Below are 13,272 nucleotides of genomic sequence, written 5' to 3' on the forward strand. Positions count from 1 at the left end.
TTTTACGCCTTGAATATATCTAGCGCTTCGTTCATATCGAACAATTCATCAGCGTCTTTTATTGTTTTATGGCGCATCGACTTTTCAAAGTTTGAAGACAATACCTTTGCTACAAGCTTAGGGCGAGTAGAAAAAGTAATAGCGCTTCCTTTAACCCGATACTCTTCTTTAGTGTTTAGCTCCCAAGAAAGTACCTCTTGTTCATTCATTCCCATAAATAAAACAAACTTCTGTAAATTATCTTGTAACTTAGAGTTGGGTGTATCCTTAATGTATTTTTGGTAAATCAGTGGCGGTTGAACTGGCGCTTTCTGAATAGTAACGCGAGCCCCCGTCGTTTTATGTAACAAAACGACCATGTGATGCGACACCCAATTTCGAAGACCACTCACACTGCGAACTCGTTCAGGCACTCGCTTTATACCCTGAAAAAGTCCATAGAAAGCGGCTATTAGAAAGTAATCTTCTTCAGTAAAACTTTCATGATAGAACTTTAAAGCAGTTTCTGTGTGGTCACGTACAAAAATCATTGATATCAATAAAAAGGGTTTTGAGCCGCCCTCTTCTTCACTCTCATAATGATTTATAAGCTTGGAGAAGTAAGTGTCTAGGTCCCCCTCATATGTTCTATCCACGAGTTGCCTTAACCGCTTAGCAAGGCCAGCGACTTTGGTATAAGCGTCTGGTATGCCATCTTTATTTTCAAACGAATTAAGCAAATCGTGCTGAATAGTGCCAAAGTCAGATTCACTAGAGGCTATGTCTAGCACTCTCTTATAGAAAGAATCGAGTTCGCTTGTATGGTTGGCATCAACTAGCCAGTTCTGAAAAGCGATGATAGTGTCACTGATAGGCTCATCAGAACGTTCTACAAATTTCTTGAATAGTTCACATGAAAGGCTGCCGTTTTTTGTTTGGTAATATGCCAGTGCTAAAGCACCACCAAGTGCCTCAGCTTTTTTATAATCTAGTGCAATGTCAGCAATTTCATTCAAACTAATGCAGCTTACTGATGAGTCTATGTCTAGTTCAGAAGGCAAACTACCTTGCTTCCCAGATTTAAATAGTTTGGCATTTTGCGTAATGTATTTAGGAGGAAGTACGCCATATAGGCGCGTAAGCTCGCTTTTTAATAAATCGCTTGCTTTAGCATTTTTCAGAAAAACAGTTTTTATTATGCCAATAGGTAAAGGCGCTGGTATTAAAATTTCGTCAACATCAGAACGTAATATCTGGTCAAGGCTACCGAACTCATATTGCTTTTCAGAAACCCTACCATAGACGCTCGCTGACTCTAGCCCACTAAGGTCTACTTCAACTATACAACTTTCAAGATTAGGATCTTCCGAAATAGAGAGCTCAAGCGCGTCTGTTAGATTGGTTTGATCATTAAGGGTAATGTATCCTTTAGGTCTTTCTGCCTGAATATCTCTAAGATACGCATTACCTTCAAACGCCTGTCTCTCGACCATCATATTACAGTCGAAGTAATATTTAAGATTCTCTGTATTGGTTACCAAAAACCATTTGTTAGCGCTCATATTTTAATTCTCTTGAGGAGTTCATGTTTTTCAACGTGGCCATTTCGCTCAATTTCAATTGTTTCGCCTACGGGTGGAAGAATGTCTTCAAATAAACTTTCTTGGACTTCACTTTTTAGTAAAAACAACCTGTCGCGAGCACGCGACGCCATGACATACATTCGCTTCATTAACGACTCGATGTCACTACCTATTGCTTTAAAACCGTCAATGATAATAAACACTTCATCAAACTCTATACCTTTCACAGACTTATCATTTAAAACAACAATCCCCCCTTGAGAGAAATCGATGTTTACCGAACCTTTTTGATTAGAGTAATAGGTACTTACTACGGGAGATGCTTCCCGTCTTTGTTTGTTATCATTTTTAAGATATTTTGCCCAATGTTCTCTTTTACCTTCGTTAGCAACAAATAAACCTATCAGCTTTGAGGGGTCGTTATCATAGGAACTTAAAATTAGCTCTTTTGCGCTACCTAGCATCTTGTATTCATACAAGATAGGAACGTGAGCCGATGGTTTTTTCGGAAGCGCTGGCTTTTCACTTGATTTGTCAGTATAAAAATAATTAGCAAAGGCAGAAATTGGCGTGGTGTTTCGCCAATTTTCTTTTAGGTGAATTACGTCGTCTTTTTCTAGACCCAAAGCATCAAGTAAATCTGACTGCGATGAGTTCTGTTCGGTAATCTGCTGATTTTGATCGGCAACAATAAAGAAATTTTCAACATTAAGTGCCTCGACTGCTTCGTACCATTCTGGCGGTAAATCCTGACCTTCATCAATAATAAAGTTCGTTGATGTGCACGATGCGCCTAGCTCTTCAAAACGATTAATCAACGCATCATAATCAGGTTTGCGATTTTCAATTTCAGGCATCTTGGCTTGTTCAAAATTTGCCTGCGAGCCACCCGCTGCTTTGTATTGAAAATCATAAAGCCAAGACATCGCAGTATTCATATGAAAGTTTTCATCAGGCCCGGCTAGTACTTTATTTGCATGATTGAGTACATGGTTGTACGACAAGAATAGCGTTTCATTTGTTGCCGCGTATTTTTTAAGGCGCATAAGTGCGACAACAGACTTTCCTGTACCAGGAGCACCAACAATCAAATATTGCCCATCTGCAGGTAGTCGAATAGCCATTCTCTGGTCTTTTGTTAATTCATGCTCTTTGGGTAACTCAAAAACACGTGCTGCCATTATTTTTTCACAAACTCCTTCAGTGACGGTATACCTTCATCTGGCTTACCTTTAATGAAAACTCTATCTAGAAATACATTGTTGTAACTACATGAAGTGTCAGGTAAAAGGACACAGCCATGACAGGCTGCGCGATTTAACCAAGAAGGCCCTTGCCCTTCCATGTCTCCACACACAGGGTCCATCGAGCACCATTCAAGCTGCTTGAATGCAGAATCCAATAATTTGATAAATCGACGTGGTTTTGCCTGCTCGATTATGCCTCCAAGCGACCCAGCAATGTCAGGTACGGCAGTGTAGATAAGGACCCCGGCCATTTTTTTCTCTGCAGAACTATAAACTCGTTCTTGTAAAGACGCTGCAGGGTAGCCCGCTATGGACTCTAGCTCTCTTACAAGTGCATGTGCTAGCGTATGCAGAAGAATGAACCTAGGGGTGGGGATAGCCTCATCCGGCAATATTATTTCAGAATCTTGATATCTTGTTTCTATTTCTAAAGCTCGCTGTCTGATGAGAGGGTGTTGCTCCCACTTTTCAATAATTTCATTATTAAGCGTGAAAAACATGCCCTCGCCAAAAAGCTCTATCGCCGGTAGCCAGTCAAGGTTACCGGTAAAATCTGGAGCTACTATTGGTGTGGGGTCAAAATCTTCTGCGTCGCTAGCTGCTCGTTGAAAACCTTTATAAACCTCAATAACCCTAAGGCGGTTTACGGCAATTAACTTGTCGATAACGTTTATCTCTGGCCTGATATCACCGCTTTCACTCAGTGAACCTAGATAGTCAGACCATTCGCTAGTTAAATGAGAGGTTATAAAGTCAGCGTTTCTATTGAATTTTTGGATTGTAGTTAGCGCCTCGAATTCATCAAACATCATGTCATCGGGTGTAATGTTGCTAAAATCTACTGCATCCTTTAAATCACCTCTGTCGATTTCTTCCAATGCACTAAATAGCTCTTCCTCTGAACACTTAAGCTCCCTCATCGCTTTCTTAACTTCTCGTTTTTTCTGCAATGGCCTTTTTGCGTCTTTAATGCCAGCAACCAGCTGTGATTGCTGAGTTAATCTAAAAAATAACGACGTTTTGTCAATATTTGACTCTGGCGGTATTACTAACGCCCTTTCGCTAACTGACGAAAATACTCGTGGATCGTTTACTTCCATAACGGTATACGTAACCACCTCGCCATTTAACGATTTTCGTTCACGATAACCAGGCTGTTTGTGTACATTTCTTTGAAAATCCGTCATCTCTAACGAATTCTTGGCACCACACTTCTTGCACTGAACTTCCCATCGCCCTCTTTCATTAAGCTCTAGCTTTAGGTAACTCTCGTTCGAGCTGGAACGACAATGTGTTTGAGCATCGTTTTTTGGATTACGGTGACTGAGTTTATGCCAAGGAACATCAATTAAATCACCATAACTACTTACAGCACACCATGTCACCTGACTCAGTGTTCCTTTGTTACACGTCGGGCATTTCAGCTTTTGGCTTATTTCAACACTGCTATTCTTCCAAGGTGCGAGATGCAATGTGTTGCATAAATTACATAAAGCCCAGTTCGGAAAACGTACTGTAGGAATCGCGCCACCAGAGATCCTTAGGTTGGCGGTCTCATCAATCGATGCCTCAGGCGGCAACACTAAATTGCTGGATACTTCCAGATGTCGTTTTACTCTTTCAACCGCGTGAAGTTTGGTTAAATTTTTTATAGGCCAAGTCGATGTGTCTTTAACAAACAGTAGATAGTCATTTTGATCTCTTACAATTGAACCTACACCAGCGTGCCCTGTCAGGTGAGAAAACCTTACAGGCGTAAACCATTGTTTGCTTTTCAAAAATCAAGCCCCCCATCCACCTCAAAGAGACCTGTTTTTTCTACATTTCTCATGGAGTTTAACGTCTCCCAAAGCCCAGTTTTGGTTTTAGCATCATCAAAAGACACCAATAAACTTTCAGCAGACTTGTCCTTAGCGAGGTATCTTAAGTTCGTTGCTGAAGATGCCTCTTTATCCCATTCGCGAATAAGACGAGCGATGTGCTCCTCGCACTCTTCCAACAATAGTTTTGTTTCGGTTTTATCCCCCACTAATGCACTTTTAATTCTAGTTTTCATCAATCGAATAATTTTTTGTGTTAAGGGGTTATCATAAGTAAGTTCTTGCGCATCAGAGTTTTTTAGTAAGCCACCTTCGGCATGTCGAAATGCCGATACTAAAGACGCATGAAGTGCTCTTTTTCTAACTTGATGTGTAAAAGGAGTAATGCTTGATGGCTCTACATAACGATAAAACGACTTATGGTAAGCCCTAAAATTTTCATAATGAGAGAGACTTCGGGCTTGGGTTTTATAATAGTTTGTGAAAACAATTCCTGGTGTATTGCCTCTACCTACGCGACTGCTGGCCTGAATATATTCGGCTGTCGTCAAAGGCTGGCCATTTATTACCATTAACGCTAGCCTTGGTTCATCTAAGCCTACCGACACCATATTTGTAGCTAATACAGAATCTATAGAATGTGCTTTGTTTTCATAACTTGCTTTGAGATCTTGGAAAACTTGAGCATTCTCTTCTGCTGTTTGGTTGCTAGTCAACGACTTCACCCTCAACTGCCTAGCGGGAAAGAATCGTTGAAAGAGCTCCACATTGTCTTTATTGCCTAGCAAAGTTTTTGGAACTACACCGTTAAAAAACGCGCTACTTCTGGCGCCCTTATCATGTCTTAAGCTATTCGCAGCAGAGAGATCTGTTTGCTCAAGTTGCTTCATAAATTCGTTGAACAACATGCTACTTTGAACTTTTGGTACACCACTTTGAAAGTTCGTCCTGCTGTTTCCCACGCCTTTTAAGCTGCCGTGATAGACCATTTGGGTCCACCATGCGTCTTTAAGTTCAGGATCTTCAAAGCAGGCGTTAGGTGCTGATACAAGTGCAGCAGCCAGATGCTCAAGACAGCTAGTGCGCGTTTGCCCGAATGCCATATATCCCACGTAAAGCCTTCCAGGCTTTTCTGCTATGGGAACTTCTTTTGCAAAATAAGAATCCTTCTGCCTAATTCCTACAGGAGGAAACACAGCCGACTTCTCCCTTCCGAATAAGGCTTGCACCTGTTCTTTGGCTTGTCTGATTGTCGCTGTAGAGGCTATGAATTTTGGATAAACACCTCGCGATACCAAGATGGTTTCAAAACCAACTTCATATAAACCTACTATAGACCCGAGCGCCCCAGAAATAAGATGTAGCTCATCCTGAATTACTAATTCTGGCGGCCTATTTATTGCTCCGCCAAAAAAGGAAACAGCTCTGTCTTCCCAAGGTAGTCGAGCAAACTTGTCTACCGTTGCAATAAGGAGGGTTGGCGGTGAAGCATACAGCGCTTCATCGACCACTTTGAAAGGAAGAGTATTTCCTGTAGCGTTGGCTAATTCGCAACCTTTGTGGTGACACTTAAATGAGAAGCTGCTTTCTGAAATGCTGAAATTATCATGTGAGAATGGTGTAGAGCACCACGGGCATTCCTGTAGAACAAACTTGATATAGTTCCGATTATCTAGAACTTCTAAAGATTGCTTGAAGGTATTCGGTGATGAAGCACTGCCAAGCCAAAGACCTACACTAAAAGGCTCTTCGCCTAACTCACCTGACTCTGTTCGCATAATTTCTAAAGCAGATACTACTTTACATGCGCGAATGAATTGTTGTGATGTTAGTAATCGCAACGTGTAGCGCATAATAGCGGCAGTGCCTCCACCGCTATTTTTGTACCTGAGACGACGGTAAACAAAAACCAACGCCATGACGCCTAAGTATGCTTCAGTCTTTCCCCCACCGGTTGGAAACCATATCAAGTCAACACAGTCTCTAAAGTCATTATCTTCATCAATGGAGGACTCAAGCGCTAACAAAACAAATGCTAACTGGAATGGCCGCCACGAATAAGGTTCGCCATTCTTTGGTGGGCCATTTAGCTCCATTTGCATAAGCATTGCTTTATTTGCTTGCGCAAATGCTTTTTGAGCGTAGTCATCGTTACGTAATCTCGATACACCGCTTCTCATACGCTGTTTAGCTTCTTCCATACGCTCAACAATGCGCTTAGCGACCTTTACCTCTTCACTTGTTCCTGTTTCTGCTGATTCAATTTGACTATCTATCCAGTCTTCGTAGTTATCGATAAAGTCGCTCAACTGGTTAAAAACCGACCTATCAGACTCGATAGACTCTAAGAATGAAAAGCTTAGTACTTTGTTAGCTTTACCTGCGTTGGCAGTAACCTGTGGAACTTCGACGGTTGGCATGAAGTCACTAAAAAACTCTGTCGTTTTCTCCCCTACTCGCCAATCTACTGCAACACCATGACCAATTGCATATACGCGTTCATCTTTATAACGTAGCTCTAACTCTTGCTCTTCTTCACTCAGTAATGCATGGCTAACCCTAGGGTAATCTTTGAGAGAATCACTACTTATGAAACACTTAAGCTCAGCTTGAAAAATCGAATTTTTCGCTGTCGCATCTCTTTCCGATTCTTTTTCTTCCTTTGGTTGGGAGCTGATATTGCTCAATGAAACAGTGACTATTTTTCCTGTTCCGTGGGGCCTTATCTTTACATTTACAAGGGCTCTTGAGTTCATTACAGTGAAGCGTGAAGATTCAGCTAGGGCTATCTCTATTTCTTCTCCCTCATCAGGGACCAGTGAATTTTTCTCCCACGCCTGACGGTTGTTTTGTTTTCCAGCTTTAGTAAAGGAGAAACCGCTATAAAAAACACGGATTGATTGAGTTGTTTGATCTACATAAAAAGAAAAGCCCATAGAAGATGGGGGTTGATAGCGGACTCTTTTAGCACCGCTTGCCATTGAGGCTTCACTGTCTTCATCTTCAGACTGCTCATCGTCATCTGATTCATAAACTGTACCCACTGGGTAGAGAATTCCGGTTGTATAGCAATTAAAAGGATTAGACTCCCATAAGGTGTTATCCTTCAAAACATTGCCCGTTAGTGTATCTTTTACCCAGCTAACTAAGCTCTGTCTCGCTTTACTATAGTCCGTCATACAACTCCATCCCTGGTTTCACGCACTTGCAGAATGACTCGATAAGATTTGAATACTGTTGAAAAATTAAGTGTTCAATTTCTTTGATTTAACTAAATTATAATTGGACAGCCATTTTTATACTAGACTAAAGTATAGCATTAAAGCGTTAAGTCTCTGAGCTATATATAAAAGTACAATATGGCAATGATGGTTATAGTTATAGCCTTGAAGAGGCCTATACAATTAAAACCAGTTTTCTGTCGAAATAAGGATATTACTTATGAGCTTACAAAGAATAAAACCAGCCAAGCAAGGAGAGCTAGATGGTGCCTGCGGCTTCTATGCCATTGTTAACGCTATCCACGCACTTGAGCCCAGCCTTGATAAGCCTGAACTTTTTAGTCAAGTACTGGCCGCATTCCTAAGAGATGGCGATTATATGAGTTATTTTAATGGTACTAGACGAGGGACCATAAAGAATACGCTAAGCCGAGTGCTAGACTACCTTAATTCCCATTTCGATATGTACCATGATAAAACTCAAGAACTCTATGAATTTGACTTTTCTATTCCATATTGGTTAAACGACACGTCGCGCAATAGAAAACAAGTACTTGAGCAGATAGCTCAAGCCGATAACGCAAAAAACTGTGTTTGCATTGTCGGCTACGACCATCAGACAGGGGGCCATTGGTCAGTTGTTAAGAACGTTTCTGACAAAGGCTTACATATGCTCGATTCCGATAACGAAAAAAGTATCATTCCACTTTACGAGCTTACTATTGACAGCTCTAGAAACCCTGGGCCATCGAAACCGTATAACTTTACGTCAGAAGATATTTTCGTAATCAGAAAAAAATGGCTTGGTGAGTTTAGAGTTTTATAGAACAGCCGCTTTCAAAATGCAACTCAATTACCAACTCAATTGACACACCTTTGTGTAACCACCAGTTTAAAGGTCGCAGCCCACCTACCAGTTTGGTTTATAATTTCACACAGCGAAACTAAACACAATAAAACATCCAAAATTGAATTCAAATATGTATCAAAAATTGTGCTTTTAGTGTATATTCACCTACGTAAACTTCGTTAAACAAATACGTGGAACAAAGGAGTCTAATTACGTGGCAATAACCGCAAAAATGACTATCGAAGTCACTGGCGATGCTGATGAGGTCGCCCTCTTTTATCAGAAAGTTTTCAATACATCGGCTTTACCAGCAGAGAACTCTGTATCGCAAGCTACTTCAGTGAGTCTCAATATTGATGACGATAAGAAAAAGCAAAAAATCGTGAACGCGATGAAACAATTTAATCAGCATGGAATTTTGCTAATTGTCGCGGTTTTGAGTACAGCCAAAGAGTACGCTCAACGTGAGGATGTGTATTCCTATGCAAGCTTTTCAGATATCAAACACTGGTATGAGGAAAAGAAACTCAAAATCAACGAACGTCAAATATCCAATCGAGTTGGCGCACTCAACAAGCAAACAAGCAAGTTAGAGATTGCTCCTATGGCCACGATTTTCAAAGATAGCTTTGAGACTATTGTACGTGTTCCATTTTGGGTAGATGAGGTTATTAATGCCTATGCAAATGAAATAAATGCAGATGAAGATGTACCCGAGAAGTTCGAAGCTTACACAGCAAGTACTTGGCACCAATTCTTATGCGAGATCTACGATGTTAAGTTAATTACTGACGAACTCACCGTTGATGAAAACAACGACGATGGGTTGGATGCATTAAGAAATTTCGTTAGCGCTGAAGATTAATTAAGTTGGAGACAACCATGTCAGATTATCCCAATCTAAACAAAGAACTTTTACAGTGTATCGTCGCAGAAGAATCTATTTTGCATAACTTTTTTACAACGCTATCAGAGCAATACCAAACGAATCGCTCTGAAATCACGCTAAAGAATATTGCCAAATACATGAATGCCAGAGGACTTTACAATGAGCCCACTAACCGCTCACTTTGGAAAGCGCTTGGCAAACTAGAAGGATGCAACTGCGGTAAACGCATTAAAGGCTCGCGGAGCAATGTAGCAAGATTTAAGTTTTTTTACGACATGCTGGATTTAGCTGAGATAGCACTTTACCCCGACAACCAAAGCCAAGAAGATTCGTATCGTGACGTGCAAGCCGAAACATCACCAGAGCCGACTGTTGAAACCGACGATGTGCATGACAACGACTGGTACAGCCATTCTCTCCTTTTAAGGCGTCACTATGATTTCAATATCGAGTTGCCTTTTAAATTTACCGAATCGCAAGCAAGAAGACTTTCTGACTTAATAAACTCTGCGGTTATGTCTGAAGACGATGAACCAGATGAATTGAGCGCAGACGAAATTGATTTAACGTTTTATTTAGACGCGCAAACACCCATTGACATTGCATTGCCCGCAGATTTGACTCAATCTGAATCATCCAGATTGTCAAACTTTTGCCATAGTTTGGCCCGCGTTAGCGACTTTGACGGCTTTTAAAAACAGACAGTAAAGAACCGACTAACTGTCATTAATCGCCGCGTGTGTCGGCTAATCGAACTTTGATTTTAAGTAAGCAGGTAATGTGATGAAAAGAGTGTTTTGGGTTAACGTAAACAGCAGCTACAAGGAAGTCGTAGACGGAAGCTTTTTATGGGCACCAAAACTCGGTGTGCGTAAAGATGGGATTACTTTTAAAAGACCAGGATGGGAGCAGCTTAAAAAAGTCTCTCCCGGTGATATTGTCTTTATGCACCGCAAACAGCACATTGTAGGCGTAGCAACTGCGACATCCGCGATGTATGACAGTGAAATCCCAGGAACGCGTAAACCAACCAACCCTAATTATTTGGGCAACAAGATTGATATAAATATTCGTTTATTGCAGACGCCTGTAAGCACGGAAGAATTTAAAGACGACTTTATCCTCAATTACAACAAACAGTGTACCCCACTACTATTTAACAAAGAAAATAACGTCACACAGTCATACCTGTATGAAATGCCCATTGCCGCTGCTTTTTATCTTAGTAATGCGCTTGGCTCACAGTTCCCAGCGTCCATCTTATCCGCTCTTAAAAATGATGATTGAGCCTTTCCCATCAATCAACGTTTAGATTTTAAACCTTGGTTTGTAACATCGACGATAAATCAAAAAGCTTTTCAGTATGCGACAATTTTTGTCGCATACCGTCCCTATGCTATGGTGAAGTCATAATTGCAAAAGCCAGTTCTCCCTAATGAGTGCATTTCAACGCAAGCTCGACATTCTTCAATTTGTGCCTTCTGCTCCTAGAAAAGTTTCAAGCCGCCAAATTTTTGAAAATCTACAAAACTGTGGCCATCACAATATCGATATGCGCACGGTGCAGCGGGACTTAGTCAGCCTAGAAAATATTGGGCTATTTGGGTTAGACGTTGATAAGCGTTCGAAACCCTACGGCTGGTTTATAAACGCTTATTTTAAGAAGCTCAATTTAAGCTTGATGGATGGAAATACCGCTCTAGCATTTAAAGTGCTTGAACAGTCCGGTGCCACGCTGCCAAATTCTACACTTAAAGAAATGCAGCCTTACTTTGCAAAAGCGAGTCAGGTCTTAGAGCAAGATAGTGACTCTTTACTTACAAACTGGCTAAGATCAGTGGCGGATTCGCAAGTTTCCCAGCCGCTTATCCCTCCAGAAATAGATGCGACTTCGTTTGAACGATTAAAAAGTGCAATTTTCTTTAAAAAACAAATTTCTGCCGATATTAAGCGTATTTTTAGTGGGGGAAACGAAATGGTTTGGAAGCACTACGACAGAGTTAATCCTATGGGGCTGGTTAAACAAGATGGCCGGCAACTCTTTGTCTGCACTTTTGGTTCGCTGCACAAAAGACGCTATGCGTTGCCGTTACAGTTTATTAGAAACGTTACCGTAACAGATGAAGACTGCCAACAAGAGTTTGGTGAACAGGAAAATATCCAAACCTTGTCAGCGAACAACAAAGAAGACATTAAGCTTCAGCTATTGGTTAAAAATAAATCTCTATTTTTACTTCACGGCTACAGACTGAGTGACGATCAGGTAATTACGCAATCTATTCAGGCTGATAAATCTCTGCTGACTGCGACAGTTAAAGATACTAATAAATTACGAGCGTTTTTGAGGGGCTTGGGCGACAACATAGAGGTCATCGCCCCTCAAAAACTGCGTCAGTATTTTGTTGAGCTTTCTGAAAGGTTATTCTTCGCTTACCAACAAGAAGTAGTACAAGATAGACGATTGCCTTCAGACTAAGATAACTCCCTACCCTGCAGCCTAACAAAGGCAGGTATATCCAAGTATGCCGCATCTTTTTTTGATGAGCCCGGCACAGATGCTTGCTTCATGGGTATCACATTTTTCTCTTGTTCGAAGTTTTGAGCCTTAGAAGGCACACCTGTGGCGATAACTAAGACTTCACCAAAGTGTGGTAATTCTGGAGATAAGGTTACGCCTGTAATAATAAGAGTTTGAGGGCCATCGACTAAAGATTGGAGTGTCGCTAGCATTTCTTCATACATTGCTAAGCTGGGCTCTTCTCTACACGTAAGCTGCGCAATAACACCCTGCGCCCCAATTATGTTTTGCTTGTCGACTAACGGGTTTTCCAAAGCATGTTTTAATGCTGCGCTTAATGAACTGTCGTCTTCAGCTATACCCACACCTAGCGCAGTATCCCCTTCTAAAGAAAGAATGTGACTGAAATCGTTAATGTCGACGTTGATATAACCCGTGTTCGTGAGCATTACGATAATGGCTTCTACAATTCTGTGCATCTGAGTGTCACAATGACGAAATGCAGAGAGAAGCCCTACGGTTTCATCTAGTGCAGAAAGCAATGAATCGTTAGACATAACGAGAGTTGCGTTAGCTTTGCTTTGTATTGTCTCAAGCGCGTTTCTAGCAATGTCGCTTCGCTTGCCTCCCTCAGCTTTGAAAGGAAGCGTAACAAAGCACATCACATCGATATCACTCTCTTTGGCTAAATCAATCAAGATTGGCGTTGCACCGCTTCCAGTGCCACCTCCCAGGCCAGCGATAATGATAATAAGGTCAGCATCTTTTATTAATGTGACTAAGGCATCTTTACTCTGAATGGCGGCGTTACTAGCTACATCCGGGTCAGCACCGGCTCCATATCCCTTTGTTGTCGCCTCACCTATCAATACCACTTCATGATTTGTACACCTATGCAAAGCAGCGATATCAGTATTAACAGAGCTAAACCTGATATTTTCATGTGAGCAAAGACTGGCCATGTTGCTTACCGCATTGCCACCACAGCCTCCCACACCAATAACGTGAATATTAATATTTTCGGTTCGAATGTTTTGCATGTGCTTACTTTTGAAAACTAATGTTTTGTAAGCATGAAACAACTATGCGGCAAAAAATGACGCATAGGGTTGATGACTGCCTATTCGATAAGTTCCATAGGCGTTTTAGACAGCAAACCTACTCC

The 13,272-nt window shown here is 41.2% G+C and carries 10 protein-coding genes; 5 read left to right on the top strand and 5 right to left on the bottom strand.

Going from position 1 to position 13,272, the window contains the following annotated elements; translation table 11 throughout:
* Positions 1-2: 2 nt before the first annotated feature.
* Genes CA267_RS01575 through CA267_RS01590 form a run of 4 tightly spaced genes read right to left on the bottom strand, consistent with a single transcriptional unit; the run spans position 3 to position 7,808 of the window.
* Positions 3-1,541 (bottom strand): hypothetical protein, encoded by a 1,539-nt coding sequence (locus CA267_RS01575; RefSeq protein ID WP_075609098.1) that lies wholly within the window; start codon positions 1,539-1,541, stop codon positions 3-5.
* Positions 1,538-2,743, bottom strand: coding sequence for a DEAD/DEAH box helicase (locus CA267_RS01580; protein ID WP_075609097.1), 1,206 nt, complete (start codon positions 2,741-2,743; stop codon positions 1,538-1,540). The genes CA267_RS01575 and CA267_RS01580 overlap by 4 nt, the downstream gene beginning before the upstream one ends.
* Positions 2,743-4,587 (bottom strand): DUF1998 domain-containing protein, encoded by a 1,845-nt coding sequence (drmB, locus tag CA267_RS01585; RefSeq protein WP_075609096.1) that lies wholly within the window; start codon positions 4,585-4,587, stop codon positions 2,743-2,745. Before drmB ends, CA267_RS01580 begins: the two co-directional genes overlap by 1 nt.
* Complete coding sequence (locus tag CA267_RS01590; RefSeq protein WP_217358048.1) at positions 4,584-7,808, bottom strand: helicase-related protein; 3,225 nt, start codon at positions 7,806-7,808, stop codon at positions 4,584-4,586. Before CA267_RS01590 ends, drmB begins: the two co-directional genes overlap by 4 nt.
* Positions 7,809-8,070: 262 nt before the next feature.
* Here CA267_RS01590 and CA267_RS01595 point away from each other — a divergent pair, with 262 nt between their 5' ends.
* From CA267_RS01595 to CA267_RS01615, 5 genes are all read left to right on the top strand, one after another.
* Positions 8,071-8,676 carry a hypothetical protein gene (locus CA267_RS01595; protein WP_075609094.1) on the top strand — a complete coding sequence of 202 codons (606 nt, stop codon included), beginning with the start codon at positions 8,071-8,073 and terminating at the stop codon, positions 8,674-8,676.
* A gap of 238 nt (positions 8,677-8,914) precedes the next feature.
* A complete protein-coding gene (locus CA267_RS01600) occupies positions 8,915-9,565 on the top strand; it encodes a hypothetical protein (RefSeq protein WP_075609093.1) in 651 nt (216 codons plus the stop codon).
* A 17-nt stretch (positions 9,566-9,582) separates the two neighbouring features.
* Positions 9,583-10,284 (top strand): hypothetical protein, encoded by a 702-nt coding sequence (locus CA267_RS01605; protein ID WP_075609092.1) that lies wholly within the window; start codon positions 9,583-9,585, stop codon positions 10,282-10,284.
* Positions 10,285-10,372: 88 nt separating this feature from the next.
* Positions 10,373-10,876 carry a hypothetical protein gene (locus CA267_RS01610; RefSeq protein WP_075609091.1) on the top strand — a complete coding sequence of 168 codons (504 nt, stop codon included), beginning with the start codon at positions 10,373-10,375 and terminating at the stop codon, positions 10,874-10,876.
* 148 nt (positions 10,877-11,024) lie between these two features.
* Positions 11,025-12,065 (top strand): helix-turn-helix transcriptional regulator, encoded by a 1,041-nt coding sequence (locus CA267_RS01615; protein ID WP_075609090.1) that lies wholly within the window; start codon positions 11,025-11,027, stop codon positions 12,063-12,065.
* Here the strand turns inward: CA267_RS01615 and CA267_RS01620 are convergent.
* Complete coding sequence (locus CA267_RS01620) at positions 12,062-13,147, bottom strand: cell division protein FtsZ (RefSeq protein ID WP_075609089.1); 1,086 nt, start codon at positions 13,145-13,147, stop codon at positions 12,062-12,064. The genes CA267_RS01615 and CA267_RS01620 overlap by 4 nt on opposite strands.
* Positions 13,148-13,272 lie beyond the last annotated feature (125 nt).

It is taken from the genome of Alteromonas pelagimontana, assembly GCF_002499975.2.
GTDB classification, from domain to species: Bacteria; Pseudomonadota; Gammaproteobacteria; order Enterobacterales; family Alteromonadaceae; genus Alteromonas; species Alteromonas pelagimontana.